The organism is Pseudomonas sp. Irchel s3h17 (genome assembly GCF_900187505.1).
Taxonomy (GTDB): domain Bacteria; phylum Pseudomonadota; class Gammaproteobacteria; order Pseudomonadales; family Pseudomonadaceae; genus Aquipseudomonas.
This window is the reverse complement of sequence record NZ_FYDL01000005.1, coordinates 197,670-215,244: the sequence shown is the minus strand read 5'-3', so window position 1 is coordinate 215,244 and position 17,575 is coordinate 197,670. Positions and strand designations below refer to the sequence as shown.

The window sequence follows — 17,575 nt, the reverse complement described above, 5'->3', positions numbered from 1 at the left end:
GCTGGAACTACATCCTGTGAGAGGGGCGGTCGACCAGGCTATGGCGACCGGACGGTATTCATTCATGCAGGCGTCCCGGATCATCGCTGGCCAGGCAAACCTGTCCACTGCACCAGCAAGGCTTCAAGCAGCAGCACACGATTGAGATTAGCCTTGCTCAGCACTTTCTGTCGCTGGGCAAGGATCCAGTCCTGAATAGTCAGGACCTTGTCCTTCGAGGACTTCTGCGCCAGGTACTGCACCACCTTGCGCATGTCGGCCAGGCCAAGCCCGGCCTCGTCCTGGGTCAATTGATAACGCAGAATCAGGCTCGACCAATCACAGAACCAGTCGAACAGCAGTAACAACGGGATCGCATTCCAGCCCTCAGCCAGTTGCGTGGGCGACTGCTGCTGCTTGAGCAACTTCTTGACGCCGTCGACCACCAGCGCACGCTGCTCGCGCACACCCTGGGCCTGCAAGGTGACCGCCGCCAGGGGCGAGCCCGCCGCCAGGGTCAGCAGTTCGACGCGCTCGTCCTCGCTGCAGTCGGGCAAGGCCGTGGCCAGCCACGCAAGGCTCATGGCCTCGCTTGGCAGCGGACAGGCCTGCTGTACACAGCGACTCTTGATCGTCGGCAGCAACCGGCTGGTCTGGTGACTGACCAACAACAACACGGTATCGCCCGAAGGCTCTTCGAGGCTTTTGAGCAAGGCGTTGGCCGCGTTGATGTTCATCGACTCCGCCGGCTCGATCAGCACCACCTTGCGCCCGCCCAGTTGCGCGGTTTGCACCACGAAACCCACCAGCTCGCGGACCTGGTCGACCTTGATCGCCTTGTCCGCCTCTTCCGGCTCCAGGATGTAGTTATCCGGGTGGCTGCCGGCCCTGAGCAACAGGCAGGACTTGCACTGCCCGCACGCATCCAGACCGTCAGGCCGCTGGCACAGCAAACGCGCCATCAGGCGCTCGGCCAAGGCTCGCTTGCCAATGCCCGCAGGACCGTGGAGCAGGTAGGCATGAGCGTGCTGCGTACGTCCGGCCAGTTGCTGCCAGAGGCTGTCTTGCCACGGATAGGCTTCAGCCACGATGACGCTCCAACAGTTGCGGCATCAGCGCGTCCAGCGCCCGCTGGACCTGGGCCAGTGGCTGCGAAGCATCCACCAACAGGTAGCGCGCGGGATCGGCGGCCGCGCGCTTGAGGAACGCATTGCGCACGGCCTCGAAAAACACCCGGCCTTCCAGCTCGAAACGGTCGAGCCGACCACGGGCGCTGGCGCGCGCCATACCGATTTCAATCGGCAAGTCGAACACCAGCGTCAGGTCTGGACGCAGGTCACCCTGGACAAAGGCTTCCAGGGCAGCAATACGCTCCAGGGACAACCCGCGGCCACCGCCCTGATAGGCGTACGTGGAATCGGTAAAGCGATCGCACAGCACCACGGCCCCGCGAGCCAGCGCCGGGCGAATCACCTCGGCCAGGTGCTGCGCACGCGCGGCGAACACCAGCAACAGCTCGGTATCCGGGTTCATGACTTCGTCGACGGGCGCCAGCAAGACATCGCGGATGCGCTCGGCCAGCGGCGTACCGCCAGGCTCGCGAGTCAGCACGACCTCGATACCCTCGGCACGCAGGCGTTCGGCCAGGTACTCGCGATTGGTGCTTTTGCCAGCGCCTTCCGGGCCTTCCAGAGTTATAAACAAGCCAGTCACAGGCAGTCCTTAGTCAGAGTCATTGCGGGCTTTGCGGTGCTTGCACATCAGGTGCCGGCAGCGCTGATGGCACTTCGAGCTCCATCTCCGGGGCGGTATCAGCCGCGCCCGCATCGGGTGCTGCCGCGCCATTGTCCGGCGCAGGACTGGAACGATAGTCCGCGCGGCGCTTGATCTGATACTCGCGCACGGCATTGTTGTGGGCATCCAGGTCATCGGAGAACACATGACTGCCATCGCCCCGTGCCACGAAGTACAAACTGCTGCCAGGTACCGGGTTCAGTGCCGCATGAATCGCTTCACGGCCGACCATCGCAATCGGCGTCGGCGGCAATCCGGAAATCACGTAGGTATTGTACGGCGTCGGCTCCCTGAGGTACGCCCGCGTCAGCTTGCCGTTGTAACGCTCACCCATCCCGTAGATCACGGTCGGGTCGGTTTGCAACAGCATGCCCAGCTGCAGGCGACGCACGAACACGCCGGCAATCTGCCCGCGCTCCTGGGGCACACCCGTCTCCTTCTCCACCAGCGAGGCCATGATCAGCGCCTGATAGGGTTCGGTGTACGGTGCATCGGGAGAACGCTTGCCCCACTCCGCGGCCAGGACTTCATCCAGTCGGTCATAGGCTTTTGCCAGTACCTGCGCGTCGGTCATGCCACGCACGAAGCGGTAAGTGTCCGGAAAAAACCGCCCCTCCGGGAACACGCCGGCATGGCCGAGCTTCTCCATCAGTTCGCCGTCGCTCAAGCCATCGAGGGTCTGTTCCAGCTTGTCGGTTTTCGCCAACGCTGCTCGAACCTGACGGAAGTTCCAGCCCTCCACCAGGATCAGGCTGTACTGAACCACTTCGCCGCGCTGCCAAAGGCCGATCAGGCCTTGCGCAGTCATGCCGGGCAGCATGCGGTATTCACCGCTGTGCAGGGGTTGGGTGGCGAGGTTGAGGCGCCAGTAAAGGCGCAGCCAGAAGGCATCCTCGAGGATACCGTCTGCCTCCATGCGCTTGAACGTCCCGGACGGCGTGGTTCCATTGGGTACGTCCAGCAACTCTTCCTGAGTAATGTTGAGCGGCTGCTCCAGCGCCGAATTGATTTTCCAGGCCGAAGCGCCCAGCAGCAGCCCCGCCAGAACCAGTCCGGTTTCCAGCAGCAGCAAGAGTTTACGTCTCACGAATCAAGCATCCAGTAGCGCGCAGGCAATGCCTTGCAGTTTACGGGTGAGCGGCCCAACCGGCCAGCTCAGCGCAGCACAAGCGGATACCGGCCAAATGCCGTATACGCTGTTGCAGACAAAGACTTCATCAGCCTGTTGCAGGTGTTCGAGGCTGATATCGGTGATTTCAGTGGGGATTCCCAAAGACTTGGCTTGAAACAATAATTCGGCACGCATCACGCCAGCGACGCCACAGCGCCTCAAATCGGCCGTGACCAACACGCCATCGCGCACCAGGAACAGATTACTGAACACCCCCTCGATGACTCGCCCCTCAAGGTCCAGCATCAAGCCCTCGGCACAATCAGTTCCCTGCCATTCGGCACGGGCAATGACCTGCTCAAGGCGATTGAGATGCTTGAGACCGGCCAGGGCCGGCTGGATCGAAAGACGCGTCGCGCAAGGAAACAACCGTACACCTTGCTGCCCATGGGCAGGTGGGTAAACCACCGGGGGATTGCCTTGCAGGATTCGCCGGGGCGCAGCCGCGGGGTCGGCGGCATAACCGCGCAGACTGTCGCCACGCGTGAGGATCAGCTTGAGCACACCCTCGCCCAGGACGGCGGCGTATGCCAGCAGTTCGCTGCGGATCAACCCGTGATCCGCAGCCATTGCCAGGCGCGAACACCCTTCAGCCAGGCGTTGCAGGTGCCGATCCAGCAACAGTGGCTGCCCGCCCTTGACCGCTATGGTCTCGAACAGGCCGTCACCATAAGCCAGGCCGCGGTCTTTCAGCGACAGTGCGTCACCCGGCCGACCGTCGACCCAGCTGTCCATCAACCGGCGAACCGGCGGAACACCAGGGAGCCGTTGGTACCGCCAAAGCCGAACGAGTTGGACAGCACCACGTCGATGTCCATGTTACGCGCCGTGTGCGGCACGAAATCGAGATCGCAACCTTCGTCCGGCTCATCAAGGTTGATGGTCGGCGGCGCCACCTGGCCATTGATCGCCAGCACACTGAAGATCGCCTCGACCGCGCCCGCCGCACCTAGCAGGTGACCGGTCATGGACTTGGTCGAACTGACCGCCAGCTTGTAGGCGTGATCGCCAAACACGGTCTTGATCGCCCGGGCTTCGGCGAGGTCGCCAGCAGAGGTCGACGTGCCGTGGGCGTTGATGTACTGCACCTGGTCGCCGTTGATCTGCGCATCGCGCAACGCGTTGGTGATGCAGCGCGCAGCACCCGCACCGTCAGCTGGCGGCGAGGTCATGTGGTAGGCGTCACCGCTCATGCCAAAACCGATCAGCTCGGCATAGATGGTCGCGCCACGGGCCTTGGCGTGCTCAAGCTCTTCGAGCACCAATGCACCGGCACCGTCGGACAAGACGAAGCCATCACGGCCCTTGTCCCATGGACGACTGGCGCGGGTCGGCTCATCGTTGCGGGTCGACAGCGCACGCGCGGCACCGAAGCCGCCCATGCCCAGGCCGCACGCCGCCATTTCGGAACCGCCGGCAATCATCACATCGGCTTCGCCGTAAGCGATGTTGCGCGCCGCCATGCCGATGCAGTGCGTACCGGTGGTACACGCTGTCGAGATGGCGTAGTTCGGCCCCTGTGTACCCAGATGGATGGACAGGAAACCGGAAATCATATTGATGATCGAGCCCGGCACGAAAAACGGAGAAATCCGTCGCGGCCCCGATTCATGCAAGGTGCGGCTGGTTTCTTCGATATTGGTCAGACCGCCAATACCCGAACCCATGGCCACGCCAATGCGTTCACGGTTGGCATCGGTCACTTCCAGGCCGGCATTGCGCATTGCCTGAAACCCGGCCGCCAGACCGTATTGAATGAACAGGTCGAGCTTGCGAGCTTCCTTGACCGACAGGTATTCCTCGACATTGAAGCCCTTTACCGAGCCGCCAAAACGGGTGGAATAGGCAGAAAGGTCGGTGTGTTCGATCAGACCAATGCCACTACGGCCAGCCAGAATGCCCTGCCAACTGCTCGGCACATCCGTGCCCAGTGGCGACAACATACCCATACCGGTGACTACGACGCGTCTACGCGACACAGCACTCTCCTTTTTTCAAATGACGACTTTGCATCGGACCTAAAGAAAAAACCGCACGCCATGATGGCAGTGCGGTTTTTCCATGACAGCTAACAACGATTACAAACTATTACGCCTGATGGCTGGTAACGTAGTCGATGGCAGCTTGTACAGTAGTGATCTTCTCAGCTTCTTCGTCAGGGATTTCGGTCTCGAATTCCTCTTCCAGAGCCATCACCAGCTCAACGGTGTCAAGGGAGTCGGCACCCAGGTCTTCAACGAAGGAAGCAGTGTTCACAACTTCTTCTTCTTTAACGCCCAGTTGCTCAGCAACGATTTTCTTGACGCGCTCTTCGATGGTGCTCATACCTTGTTTTCACTCCTAATGGACAAATTCAGGCAGCTGGCCAGTGGGTAAGTGTATAGAAAGGCTTTTCGGTTTTTCAACTGAAAGCTTCACTCCTCAAACCCTGATGACCCGCCGCCTACAAATAAAGTGCAGCTTTATAACGGATTTTAGACAGCTCGTATGACATTTTTTTGAAGCAATCCGTCACATTTAACTCATGTACATCCCGCCGTTCACCGGGATTGTAGCCCCAGTAACGTAAGCCGCACCGTCCGACGCAAGAAAAGCGACCACGGACGCGATCTCTTGAGCTTGCCCCAGCCGGCCCAGCGGAATTTGCGTCTGCAGGGCTTCACGCTGCGCTTCAGGCAGCTCGCGGGTCATATCGGTATCGATAAACCCAGGAGCCACCGAGTTGACCGTGATCGAGCGCGAGCCCACTTCACGCGCCAACGCGCGACTGAAACCTTCCAGACCCGCCTTGGCGGCTGCATAGTTTACTTGGCCTGCGTTGCCCATGGCACCCACAACCGAACCAATACTGATAATTCGACCCCAACGCGCCTTGGTCATGCCGCGCAAAACACCCTTGGACAGGCGGAACAGACTGTTCAGGTTGGTATCGACAACATCATGCCATTCGTCATCTTTCATGCGCATCATCAGGTTATCGCGGGTGATGCCGGCGTTATTGACCAGAATCGCCGGCGCACCGAACTGTTCCTGAATGCTTGCCAGGACGGTCGCCACGGACTCGTCGCTGGTGACATTGAGCTCAAGGCCGGTGCCTTGAATGCCGTTTTCCTTCAGGGTTGCCGCGATGCGCTCGGCACCGGCAGCGGACGTCGCGGTACCAACCACGATAGCGCCCTGACGACCCAGCTCCAGGGCGATGGCCTGGCCAATACCACGGCTGGCACCGGTCACCAGTGCAACTTTACCTTGCAGACTCATGCAAGCTTCTCCTAATTCAGGCCAGCGCTGCACGGGCGGCAGCGAAGGCATCTGGGGTATTGAGGTTAGAGGTCGACACGCCTTCGGCGCAACGTTTGTTCAGGCCAGCCAGGACTTTACCCGGACCGCACTCGACCAATTGGGTCGCACCCTTGGCAGCCAGCGCCTGGACGGACTCGACCCAGCGAACCGGCTTGTAGAGTTGCTCGAGCAGGTCGCGCTTGAGGGTTTCCAGGTCAGCGGGCACCGCAGCACTGACGTTTTGCACCACGGGAATCTGCGGAGCCTGCCAATCGATCGCGGCAATGGACTCGGCGAAACGCTCGGCAGCCGGACGCATCAGTTCGCAGTGCGACGGCACGCTGACCGGCAATGGCATCGCACGCTTGGCGCCACGCGCCTTGCAGCCTTCGATGGCACGCTCGACCGCCGCCTTGGCACCGGCGATCACCACCTGGCCCGGCGAGTTGAAGTTGACCGCACTGACCACGTCGCCTTGCGCCGCTTCAGCACAGGCTGCCAGCACGTCGGCATCATCCAGGCCGAGAATGGCGGCCATGCCGCCCTGCCCGGCCGGTACGGCCTCCTGCATCAACTGGCCGCGACGCTCTACCAGCTTGACGGCTGCACCCAGGCTCAGGCTGCCAGCGGCAACCAGCGCGCTGTACTCGCCCAGGCTGTGACCGGCAACGTAGGCCGGACGTGCACCGCCTTCAGCCAGCCACAGGCGCCACAGGGCGATCGAAGCGGTCAGAATGGCCGGCTGGGTCTTGTCGGTTTGATTGAGCTGCTCTTCCGGCCCCTGCTGGGTCAGTGCCCACAGGTCGTAACCCAGAGCATCGGAAGCTTCTTTGAAGGTTTCGAGGATCAATGGATGTTGCGCGCCCAACTCGGCCAGCATGCCGAGGGACTGCGAACCCTGTCCTGGAAAGACGAATGCGAGGGAAGCAGACATGTAACAAGCCCCTAATGATCTTGTCGTCGGAGAGTTGACGCCCCCATTTGAGGGGCGCAAGAAACTGACAGTTGGATGGCCAATTGAACCGAGCGGTCACATTTAAGCATTGTCCGACGAAAATGCCTAAGGCAACAATTCCTCGAGACGCCCGTGAAGGCGCTCAGGCAGGTTTTCCTGAATCTCGATCAAGGCGCGCTGAATGGCACTCTGGAACCCCTGCACACCCGCCGAGCCGTGACTCTTGACCACAATTCCCTGCAAACCAAGGAAGCTCGCACCATTGTGCGTGGCCGGCGCGAGCTCGGCCCGCAAGCGCCTCATCAACGGCAACGCCAGGGCACCGACCACCCTGGTGGCCAGGTTTTTCCTGAACAGCGCCTCGATACGCCCGGCAATCATGGTCGCCAGGCCTTCGCTGGACTTGAGCAGGATGTTGCCGACAAAGCCGTCACACACCACCACATCCGCCTCGCCACGATACAGACCATCGCCTTCGATGAATCCGATGTAGTTCAGGCCCCGGGCGTTTTGCAGCAGCGTGGCGGCGAGCTTGACCTGCTGATTGCCCTTGATGTCTTCGGTACCGATGTTGAGCAACGCCACCTTCGGACGAGCGATACCCAGAATCTGCGCCGCCACCGACCCCATCACCGCGAACTGGAGCAGGTGCTCGGCACTGCAATCGACGTTGGCGCCCAGGTCGAGCAACTGGCAATAACCACGCTGGGTCGGAATCGCCGCGACCATGGCCGGACGATCAATACCCGGCAACGTCTTGAGCACATAACGCGACAGCGCCATCAGCGCACCGGTGTTGCCGGCACTGACACACGCCTGGACCTTGCCATCACGCAACAGTTCGAGGGCCACGCGCATCGAGGAATCCGGCTTGCCACGCAGGGCCTGGGAAGGTTTTTCATCCATGCCAATGACGTCGAGGGCCGGCACAATCGCCAGGCGTGCGCGATCCACGGCCGACTGGCTGGCGATCAATTCTTCAAGGAGGGAGGGTTGACCGACAAGGGCCAGGTGCAGCGAGGGGGTAGCAGACAGACAAGCAAGGCTGGCCTGAACAATGCTGCGGGGACCGAAGTCCCCGCCCATTGCGTCAATCGCGATGACTTGAGCGGACAAGGATTACTCGTCAGCGCCCTTGTCGATCACTTTACGACCACGGTATACGCCTTCTGGCGATACGTGGTGACGCAGGTGAACTTCACCGGTGGTTTTTTCTACAGACAGGGTGCTAGCCTCGAGAGCGTCGTGCGAACGACGCATGTCACGGCAAGAGCGGGATTTTTTGTTCTGCTGAACAGCCATAATTGATTAACTCCTAAACGTTTGGGTCACGCTTTAACTGCGCCAATACACTGAACGGGTTGGACCGCGTTACCTCGTCCTCGCTCGGTTCGGGCTCATCGAGACCCGCCGGCTGCTGGCATTCTTCCGGATGATGAGCAGGCACAATGGGCAAGGCGAGCAAAAGCTCCTCCTCGATCAGTGACTGCAGATCCAAAGGATCTTCGCCCAGTTCCAGCACGTCATAACCTTTCGGCAACGACTGGGTATTCGCACCCTCCTTTACCACAGCATAACTGCATTCGCTGTGAATCGGCAGGGTGACCAGCTCAAGACAACGCTGGCAAACCATTTTGACCTCGGTGTCGATAAAGCTGTGGATCACCACAGATTTACGCTCATCTCGTTCAAATACGAATTTAGCCTGCACCGTACCGACAGTGTCGGAAAGCGGGTCGCAGAGTCTCTCCAAATCGGCTAGCAGCATTTCACCCTGGAGGGTGGTGCCACGATCAGCCAATTTGCGCGGGTCAACGTGAGGTGGAATCGGGTCATTCAACATAGGCGCAGCATTATAGGGATGCCCCCGCCCATGTCAAAGGAAATTCAACCCTGTCCGTCACTTGGAAGCCCCGCTAGAATTATCAACTGACTTTTGGAGAGCCGCATGCTGCCTTTATTACTCGCTTCAAGCTCGGTTTATCGCCGTGAATTACTGGCTCGCCTGCAGCTGCCATTCACCTGCCAGTCACCGGATATCGACGAAAGCCACCAGCCCGGCGAACCCGCCATCGAACTGGTAAAACGCCTGGCCGAGGAAAAAGCCCGAGCGCTGGCCGACAGCCACCCCGCACACCTGATTATCGGCTCGGACCAGGTCGCCGTACTGGATGGACGCATCATCGGCAAGCCCCACACCTTCGAGAAGGCCCGTGAGCAGCTACTGGCCGCCAGCGGCACCAGCGTGACCTTCCTCACCGGCCTGGCCCTCTTGAACAGCCAGACAGGCCTGTGCCAGCTCGACTGCATCCCCTTCACCGTACACATGCGCACCCTCGACCCGCAGCGCATCGAGCGCTACCTGCACGCCGAGCAGCCCTATGACTGCGCAGGCAGCTTCAAGGCCGAAGGACTGGGCGTCAGCCTGTTTCAAAGCACCGAGGGCCCGGACGCCACCAGCCTGGTGGGCTTGCCACTGATACGCCTGGTGGACATGCTGCTGGCAGAGGGCGTGCAAACCCCCTGAGCCCAATGCAAAAAAAGCGGCCATCAAGGCTAATGCCGATCAGTTAAGCCGAAAACCAGCCGAACATAGTACCCGTGGCGAGGGAGCTTGCTCCCGCTGGGCTGCGTAGCAGCCCAAAAACAGGGCCGCTTTGCGCCCCAGCGGGAGCAAGCTCCCTCGCCACGGGTTTCGTGTTCGGCTTTATTTCTCTTAACTGACTGGCATTAGCCATCAAGGCCGGTTTCCTTTACAAAACAGCGGTCAGCGCAATGCAGGACCTTGAAAACCCATCCACATGGCCAGTTGCGCAGCCATGCTCGCTCCCAGTTTTTTCGAGAAGCGATCAAACGGCGATTCCTCGATCGTGAAATCGACCAGTTCTTTTTCGCCAATCACGTCCCGCGCCACCGAACTGGCACTGCCCAGGCCGTCGATCAAGCCCAGCGGCAACGCCTGCTCGCCTGACCAGACCAGGCCGGAAAACAACTCCGGATGCTCTTTGTCCTTCAGGCGATCACCACGCCCTTTTTTCACGCTGGCAATGAACTGCTGGTGCGTCGTATCCAGCACGCCCTGCCAGAACCGCGTCTCTGCAGGTTTTTGCGGCTGGAACGGATCCAGGAACGATTTGTGCTCACCCGAATTGTAAGTCCGGCGTTCGACACCCAGCTTTTCCATGGTACCGACAAACCCGTAGCCGGCCGCCGTCACCCCAATGGAACCCACCAGGCTGGCCTTGTCGGCATAAATCGCATCCGCGGCACTGGCAATGTAGTAAGCGCCCGAGGCGCCAATATCGGAAATCACCGCATACACCTTGGTATCCGGGTGCAAGCCACGCAGGCGGCGAATCTCGTCATACACGTAACCCGACTGCACCGGACTGCCGCCCGGGCTGTTGATGCGCAACACAACACCCTTGACCTTCGTGTCCTCGAACGCCGCCCGCAGACTGCTGACGATGTTGTCGGCGCTGGCCGGCTCCTTGTCGGCAATCACGCCAGCAATATCGATCAACGCGGTATAGCCCGGACCACGCGCCGCGGACTTCTCCATATCCATCAGCGGCGTGAACAGAATCAGTGCGACAAACAGATAAACAAAGGTCAACAACTTGAAGAAAATCCCCCAGCGCCGCGAACGACGCTGCTCCTGCACACCCGCAAGCAGGGTCTTCTCCAGCAACTTCCAGCTCTTGTCTTCGCCACCTTCAGACTTGGCCTTGTCGGGCGCTTTCCATTCGTCAGTCATTGCATCCACCCCAACACAAACTTAATTGGCCCGCTGACCCAGCCAGGCGCGCAATTGCGAAAAATGATCTATGGCCAGTCGCGGCTCGAACGCGCGCAACGCCTCGATGGACTGAGCCCCATAACTGACCGCCACGGACGCCATGCCAGCATTACGCGCCATCTGCAGGTCGAATGACGAATCCCCGACCATCAACGCCCGCCCGGCATCAACACCACAATGCGCCAGAATCTGCTCAAGCATCAATGGGTGCGGCTTGCTGGCCGTCTCGTCGGCGGCGCGGGTGATATCGAAATACGCCTCCCAGCCATGGGACTTGAGCACTCGATCGAGTCCGCGCCGCGCCTTGCCGGTGGCGACCGCCAATTGATAACCCTCGGCCCGAAACGCCTCAAGCGACTCGGCGACGCCGTCAAACAACGGCGAAGGCTCGGACTCCAGGGCGATGTAGTGATCGGCATAGTGCTGACGGAAGGCCACCAGCTCGGCATCGCCGATCTCCGGATACAAGGTACGAATCGCCTCCGGCAAACCCAGACCGATAATTCCCTTGACCGCCAGGTCATCACACAATGCAAAACCCGACCGCTCAGAGGCGACATGCATCGCCTCGACAATCCGCCCGATCGAGTCGGCCAGCGTGCCGTCCCAGTCGAAGATTAGCAGCGAGTAGTCAGGATGCACTCAGGCGCTCCACGGTCTTGGCCCACATCTCATCCACAGGCGCCTGCAGCTTGAGCTCGCCGCCATCGGGCAACGGCACGGTCAGCATGTAGGCATGGAGAAACAGGCGCTTGCCGCCCAGGTCGCGAATTTCCTTGGAAAAATCCTCGTCGCCGTACTTGTTGTCTCCGGCGATCGAGTGCCCGGCGTGCAGGGTATGGACGCGAATCTGATGGGTACGCCCGGTAACCGGTTTGGCCTCGACCAGGGTGGCGAAATCACCGAAGCGGCGCAGCACCTTGAACAAGGTCAACGCCTCTTTGCCCTCCTCGTCCACTTCCACCATGCGCTCGCCGGAGCGCAGGTTGCTCTTTTGCAACGGCGCACGGACGCTCTTGATGGAGGATGCCCAATTGCCACGCACCAGCGCCATGTAGCGCTTGTCCACGCCGTCGCCGCGCAGGGCGGTATGCAGATGGCGCAACATGCTGCGCTTCTTCGCGATCATCAACAGGCCGGAGGTGTCGCGATCCAAGCGGTGGACCAGCTCCAGCTCCTTGGCATCCGGACGCAACTGGCGAAAGGCTTCAATCACTCCGAAACTCAGGCCGCTGCCACCGTGCACAGCGATACCGCAAGGCTTGTTGATCACAATCAGTGCCTTGTCTTCGAAGACAATCGAGGCTTCCAGGCGCTGCAACAGGCCTTGCGCCAGCGGCACCGGCTCGTCGCGCTCAGGCACACGAACCGGCGGCACGCGCACGATGTCGCCCGCCTGCAGCTTGTACTCGGGCTTGATCCGCCCCTTGTTCACTCGCACTTCGCCTTTACGCAAAATGCGGTAAATCAAGGTCTTGGGCACGCCTTTGAGCCGGGCAAGAAGGAAGTTATCAATACGTTGGCCGGCATATTCCGGCGAGACCTCAAGCAGTTGTACGGCTGGGGTCGAGGGGGCTGTAGTCGTCATGGCGGGAATGATAACAATTTTTTATGGAATTGAAGCACTTAATCATTGCTGCTATAGTCGCGAACGCCGCCAAAAGCGGCCTGGACAGAGGACAAACGGCAAGTTGCCGGCCCTGACCAACGCAATTCATCAGGACGCGAGGCCGTCCTACGGGGCTTTCGCATCGATCGGAAGGTTCGTGATTGTAACAAGCGCAGGTGACATGAGGCCTGAAGCGAGCGCAACCAGACGGTACCATTCGTCAGTTGCGCCGATATTTACGGCCAGTTCACAAAGTGCAGTCAGTCTCGAATCAGACCTTGAGCGAATGCTTCGGAAACAACGCCTGTTACAGCCGGGAGCTGGCGAAAACGCCCTCACCCGGTATTGAGTAGCCATGAGCGTGGACTCCCCTTTGGAGAACACGGTAAATGCCAACCCGCTGCGGATTCTGCGCGCGGCAGCACCCGAATTATCAGGGATACGTGTAGGGTGGAGATGCACAACCGTCGGACCGTGTAGCACTAGGCTTATATTTAGACGCTTCATCTCGTCCACAGTCGCCGGTTGATTCCTCCTCCTGACTGAGTGCTTAAGTAGCCACAGCAAGCAGGACGCGTACGTCGCGACGAAGGCCCACATTGGCCGGACATCGCTGGACACGGGAATGGCCAACCACTCCCGACGCACCTGACACCGACCGTGAGAAGTCGTGTGTGCCGAACGCCGTTTCCGGCAGCCCGGAAACCGACGGTACTACATGAAAAGAATGCTGATTAACGCAACTCAACCCGAAGAGTTGCGTGTTGCACTGGTAGATGGCCAGCGCCTCTACGACCTGGACATCGAATCCGGTGCACGCGAGCAGAAGAAGGCCAACATCTATAAAGGCCGGATTACTCGCATCGAACCAAGCCTTGAGGCTGCCTTTGTCGATTTCGGCTCTGAGCGCCATGGCTTCCTGCCCCTCAAAGAAATCTCCCGCGAATACTTCAAGAAGACCCCTGAAGGCCGCGTCAACATCAAGGACGTCCTGAGCGAAGGCCAGGAAGTCATCGTTCAGGTGGAAAAAGAAGAACGTGGCAACAAGGGCGCCGCCCTGACCACCTTCATCAGCCTGGCCGGTCGCTACCTGGTACTGATGCCGAACAACCCGCGTGCCGGCGGTATCTCCCGTCGCATCGAAGGTGAAGAACGCAATGAGCTGCGCGAAGCCCTGAACGGCCTGGTTGCCCCGGCCGACATGGGCCTGATCGTGCGCACTGCCGGCCTTGGCCGCAGCAGTGAAGAAATGCAGTGGGACCTCGATTACCTGCTGCAACTGTGGACGGCCATCAAGGAAGCGTCCCTGGATCGCTCCGCGCCGTTCCTGATCTATCAGGAAAGCAACGTGATCATCCGTGCGATCCGCGACTACCTGCGCCAGGACATCGGCGAAGTGCTGATCGACAGCGTTGAAGCCCAGGACGAAGCCCTGACCTTCATCCGCCAGGTGATGCCGCAGTACGCCAGCAAGATCAAGCTGTACGAAGACAGCGTTCCGCTGTTCAACCGTTTCCAGATCGAAAGCCAGATCGAGACCGCCTTCCAGCGCGTCGTCGAACTGCCTTCCGGCGGCTCCATCGTGATCGATCCGACCGAAGCCCTGGTGTCCATCGACATCAACTCGGCGCGCGCCACCAAAGGCAGCGATATCGAAGAAACCGCCCTGCAGACCAACCTTGAAGCCGCCGAAGAAATCGCCCGTCAGTTGCGCCTGCGCGACATCGGCGGCCTGATCGTCATCGACTTCATCGACATGACCCCTGCCAAGAACCAGCGCGCCGTGGAAGAGAAAGTCCGCGAATGCCTGGAAGCCGACCGCGCACGCGTGCAGATCGGTCGCATCTCGCGCTTCGGCCTGCTGGAAATGTCCCGTCAGCGCCTGCGTCCATCCCTTGGCGAAAGCAGCGGCATCGTCTGCCCGCGCTGCAGTGGCACCGGCATCATCCGTGACGTCGAATCGCTGTCGCTGGCGATCCTGCGCCTGATCGAAGAAGAAGCCCTGAAAGACCGCACCGCCGAAGTTCGTGCCCAGGTGCCGATCCCGGTGGCCGCGTTCCTGCTCAACGAAAAACGCAACTCGATCACCAAGATCGAACTGCGCACCCGTGCCCGCATCGTCATTCTGCCGAACGATCACCTCGAAACGCCGCACTTCGAAGTTCAGCGCCTGCGCGATGACAGCCCGGAAGCCGCTACCGGCCAGTCGAGCTATGAAATCGCCGCTGCTGCCGCCGAAGTCGAAGACGTCCAGCCGGCCGCTGCAACCCGCACCCTGGTTCGCCAGGAAGCGGCAGTGAAAACTGCTCCGGCCCGCGCCAATGCTCCGGTTCCAACCGAAGTAGCTGCTCCGGCCCCAGCCCCTACGCCGGTTGCCGCCCCTGAACCAAGCCTGTTCAAAGGCCTGGTGAAGTCGCTGGTCAGCCTGTTCGCCACCAAGGAAGAGCCAGCGGCTCCGGTTGTGGTTGAAAAGCCTGCTGCCGAGCGTCCGGCACGCAACGAAGAACGTCGCACCGGTCGCCAGCAGAGCCGCAGCCGTAACGGCCGCCGCGATGAAGAGCGCAAGCCTCGTGAAGAACGTGCACCGCGCGAAGAGCGTGCACCACGTGAGCCACGCGAAGAACGCCAGCCACGCGAAGCCCGCGAAGAGACCCCGGTGGTTGCTCGCGAAGAACGCGCACCTCGCCCACCTCGCGAAGAGCGTGCACCACGTGCTCCACGCGAAGATCGCAAGCCACGTGGCGAGCGCGAAGAGCGCCCGGTGCGTGAACTGCGCGAACCGCTGGATGCCGTGCCAGCCGCTACTGCCGCTGCTGCCGTCGCTGAAGAGCGTCCGGCTCGTCCGCCACGCGAAGAACGCGCGCCACGCCCACCGCGTGAAGAGCGTCAGCCACGTGCTGAACAGGCTGTTGCCGCCGCTGCCGAAGAAGAGCTGCCGACCAACGAAGAACAACTGCAGGAAGATGGTCAGGAAAACGCCGAAGGCGATCGTCCACGCCGCCGCTCCCGCGGTCAGCGTCGTCGCAGCAACCGTCGCGAGCGTCAGCGTGATGCCAACGGCAACGTGATCGAAGGCTCGGAAGAGATCGAAGGCAGCGAAGAGCCAACAGGCACTGAACTGGCTGCCGGCCTGGCCGTGACCGCCGCCGTTGCCAGCACCGTGATCAGTGCGCCTGCTGAAGCCCAGGCTCACCAGCAAGCTGAACGTGCGACTGCCGCCGTGACTGAAGCACCCGCCCAGGAAGAAACGGCCCAGGTTGAAGCGCCAGTCGTGGAAGCCACCACTCCAGTCGAAGCGCCAGCCGCTCCTGCTGTAGAAGTTGCTCCAGCGGTTGAAGCCCAGCCTGAAGTGCAAACCCTGGTTGAAGCCCCCGTCGCGATTGCTGAGCCTGCGGTTGAAGCTCCGGCCGCCGTTGAAGCGCCAGTCGCCGAACAGGCACCGGAAGTTCGCGAAGAGCAAACCGCGTTCAACTGGGTTGCCGAGCCTGTTGCTGTCGAAGCACCGGCACCGGTTGCCGAAGTGGCTGCCGAGCCAGTGATCGTTGCTGCCGAACCTGCGCCAGTCGAGGCACCCGTGGTTGCCGAAGTGGCCGCACCGGTTGTCGAAGCAGCCCCTGCCAGCGCCCTGACCGAAAATGGTCGTGCGCCGAACGACCCACGTGAAGTGCGTCGTCGCAAGCGTGAAGCCGAGCGCCTGCAGAAGGAAGCCGAACTGGCAGCCGCTGCTGCACCGGCCGTCGTGGCTGAAGTGGTGGAAGCAGCGCCTGCTCCGGCTGCCGAAGTCACTGCAGAGCCCGCTACCCCGACCACCGACGAAAACCTGCGTTCCGTCGAAGAAGCGGCAGAGCAACACCCTGAGGCCCAGGAAAAAGAGCACGAGCCTAAACCACTCGCCTGATTCCGCCCGCCACTGAAAAGCCCCGCCTGGTAACCCAGGCGGGGCTTTTTTATACGTCACCGCCGACCTTCAATGAAACAGCGCCGGGACTACTTGAAGACCAACGCCCCAGGCACATCAACATCCCAAAGCACTCCAGGGTCCTCCACGACCACCTCCACCACCTTTGCCGAAGCAAACAACGGCTTGGCTCCACGATCCCCGGACAACGCCATCAACGCCTTGCCGAACGCCCTACCGAATCCCACGGGATGCCCAAACTCGCCCCCCTGCACCGGCACACTGATGGTGTCGACTGCAACGCCGTCAACAATCTGCTCGATGCTCGATGGCAAGATAAACGGCATATCCCCCAACACCACCAGCCAGCCCTCAAGCGCCGGGCACACCGCCACGGCCGCCGCCAGGCTGTCCCCCATTCCGGTCGACGCCAGCAGCAGTACTTCACAGCCATACGCTCGCGCCAGCCGTGCCACCTCAGGGCGATCCGGCATGGTCACCAGCACCCGCCTTCCGACACATGCAGGCACATTGCGCAGCGTTTGCTCGATCACCGGCCGGACAACACCGTCGCGCCCCTGGCACAGCGCCAACAGCTTGTCCTGGTCGGCACCCGCGACCTGACGATAACGGCGGCCCTCCCCGGCCGCGAGAATGATTGCGCCCACCATCAGGCTTGAGCCTGCCGCCGGCCAAACCGGGGACCACTGCATCCGGACGCGTCACGGACTGCCCAGAGCAACGACACCTCCTCGGCGACATCCAGTCGAAGATCTTGACCATTGAGCTTCTGGGTAATCATGGGCACGCCTGCCTATCGGAAGGGTTATGGGATCGAGCAATCCACCGCGGCACTGCAACGGTTCGGTACGCGCAGATTGACTCAGGCTAATGGCCACTCTTGCGAAGCCGTGGCTTCGCCAGCAGGCCAGGTTAACCCGACATCAGCCAAAAAAGCCCCGCGCTGGGCATGCGTGTGTAGGAGCGAGCGTGCTCGCGATGGACGCTAACGATAACGCGTGCTTTCTGATTGAACGCGTTGCTCTTGAGTACATTGCGAGCAAGCTCGCTCCTACATAGGTCGGCGT

17 protein-coding genes are annotated in these 17,575 nt (G+C 61.0%); 2 read left to right on the top strand and 15 right to left on the bottom strand.

Going from position 1 to position 17,575, the window contains the following annotated elements; all coding sequences use genetic code 11:
• Nucleotides 1-80: 80 nt before the first annotated feature.
• The 11 genes from CKW25_RS09000 to CKW25_RS08950 form a co-directional block, all read right to left on the bottom strand.
• The gene (locus tag CKW25_RS09000; protein WP_095078825.1) at nt 81-1,067 is read right to left on the bottom strand and encodes a DNA polymerase III subunit delta'; all 987 of its coding nucleotides are present in this window, start codon (nt 1,065-1,067) and stop codon (nt 81-83) included.
• Complete coding sequence (gene tmk, locus CKW25_RS08995; RefSeq protein ID WP_095078824.1) at nt 1,060-1,692, bottom strand: dTMP kinase; 633 nt, start codon at nt 1,690-1,692, stop codon at nt 1,060-1,062. Before tmk ends, CKW25_RS09000 begins: the two co-directional genes overlap by 8 nt.
• 19 nt (nt 1,693-1,711) lie before the next feature.
• Nucleotides 1,712-2,860 carry an endolytic transglycosylase MltG gene (gene mltG / locus CKW25_RS08990; RefSeq protein WP_095078823.1) on the bottom strand — a complete coding sequence of 383 codons (1,149 nt, stop codon included), beginning with the start codon at nt 2,858-2,860 and terminating at the stop codon, nt 1,712-1,714.
• Nucleotides 2,861-2,863: 3 nt separating this feature from the next.
• A complete protein-coding gene (pabC, locus tag CKW25_RS08985; RefSeq protein ID WP_095078822.1) occupies nt 2,864-3,679 on the bottom strand; it encodes an aminodeoxychorismate lyase in 816 nt (271 codons plus the stop codon).
• Complete coding sequence (gene fabF / locus CKW25_RS08980) at nt 3,679-4,923, bottom strand: beta-ketoacyl-ACP synthase II (RefSeq protein ID WP_095078821.1); 1,245 nt, start codon at nt 4,921-4,923, stop codon at nt 3,679-3,681. Before fabF ends, pabC begins: the two co-directional genes overlap by 1 nt.
• Before the next feature lie 109 nt (nt 4,924-5,032).
• Entirely contained in the window at nt 5,033-5,269 is a 237-nt protein-coding gene (acpP, locus tag CKW25_RS08975) for an acyl carrier protein (protein WP_003175607.1), read from the bottom strand.
• Between the two features lie 192 nt (nt 5,270-5,461).
• Entirely contained in the window at nt 5,462-6,205 is a 744-nt protein-coding gene (gene fabG, locus CKW25_RS08970; protein WP_095078820.1) for a 3-oxoacyl-ACP reductase FabG, read from the bottom strand.
• 16 nt (nt 6,206-6,221) lie between these two features.
• Nucleotides 6,222-7,160: an ACP S-malonyltransferase gene (gene fabD / locus CKW25_RS08965; protein WP_095078819.1), complete on the bottom strand. Its 939-nt coding sequence runs from the start codon at nt 7,158-7,160 to the stop codon at nt 6,222-6,224.
• Between the two features lie 126 nt (nt 7,161-7,286).
• The gene (gene plsX, locus CKW25_RS08960) at nt 7,287-8,297 is read right to left on the bottom strand and encodes a phosphate acyltransferase PlsX (RefSeq protein ID WP_095078818.1); all 1,011 of its coding nucleotides are present in this window, start codon (nt 8,295-8,297) and stop codon (nt 7,287-7,289) included.
• Nucleotides 8,298-8,300: 3 nt separating this feature from the next.
• Nucleotides 8,301-8,483 (bottom strand): 50S ribosomal protein L32, encoded by a 183-nt coding sequence (gene rpmF, locus CKW25_RS08955; RefSeq protein ID WP_095078817.1) that lies wholly within the window; start codon nt 8,481-8,483, stop codon nt 8,301-8,303.
• Between the two features lie 13 nt (nt 8,484-8,496).
• Nucleotides 8,497-9,024, bottom strand: a complete 528-nt coding sequence (locus CKW25_RS08950) for a YceD family protein (RefSeq protein ID WP_008152342.1) — start codon at nt 9,022-9,024, stop codon at nt 8,497-8,499.
• A 105-nt stretch (nt 9,025-9,129) separates the two neighbouring features.
• On the opposite strand from CKW25_RS08950, the gene CKW25_RS08945 reads away from it, so the two are divergent.
• Nucleotides 9,130-9,708, top strand: a complete 579-nt coding sequence (locus tag CKW25_RS08945; protein ID WP_095078816.1) for a nucleoside triphosphate pyrophosphatase — start codon at nt 9,130-9,132, stop codon at nt 9,706-9,708.
• A gap of 240 nt (nt 9,709-9,948) precedes the next feature.
• Here CKW25_RS08945 and CKW25_RS08940 read toward each other — a convergent pair whose 3' ends face one another.
• Genes CKW25_RS08940 through rluC form a run of 3 tightly spaced genes read right to left on the bottom strand, consistent with a single transcriptional unit; the run spans nt 9,949 to nt 12,568 of the window.
• The gene (locus CKW25_RS08940; RefSeq protein WP_095078815.1) at nt 9,949-10,938 is read right to left on the bottom strand and encodes a S49 family peptidase; all 990 of its coding nucleotides are present in this window, start codon (nt 10,936-10,938) and stop codon (nt 9,949-9,951) included.
• Nucleotides 10,939-10,959: 21 nt separating this feature from the next.
• Nucleotides 10,960-11,622: an HAD-IIIA family hydrolase gene (locus CKW25_RS08935; RefSeq protein WP_095078814.1), complete on the bottom strand. Its 663-nt coding sequence runs from the start codon at nt 11,620-11,622 to the stop codon at nt 10,960-10,962.
• Complete coding sequence (gene rluC, locus CKW25_RS08930) at nt 11,612-12,568, bottom strand: 23S rRNA pseudouridine(955/2504/2580) synthase RluC (protein ID WP_095078813.1); 957 nt, start codon at nt 12,566-12,568, stop codon at nt 11,612-11,614. Before rluC ends, CKW25_RS08935 begins: the two co-directional genes overlap by 11 nt.
• Nucleotides 12,569-13,307: 739 nt before the next feature.
• On the opposite strand from rluC, the gene rne reads away from it, so the two are divergent.
• Nucleotides 13,308-16,487, top strand: coding sequence for a ribonuclease E (gene rne / locus CKW25_RS08925; RefSeq protein WP_095078812.1), 3,180 nt, complete (start codon nt 13,308-13,310; stop codon nt 16,485-16,487).
• Nucleotides 16,488-16,576: 89 nt separating this feature from the next.
• On the opposite strand, the gene CKW25_RS08920 is transcribed toward rne, so the two are convergent.
• Nucleotides 16,577-17,200, bottom strand: coding sequence for an NTP transferase domain-containing protein (locus tag CKW25_RS08920; RefSeq protein WP_256577947.1), 624 nt, complete (start codon nt 17,198-17,200; stop codon nt 16,577-16,579).
• Between the last annotated feature and the right edge of the window lie 375 nt (nt 17,201-17,575).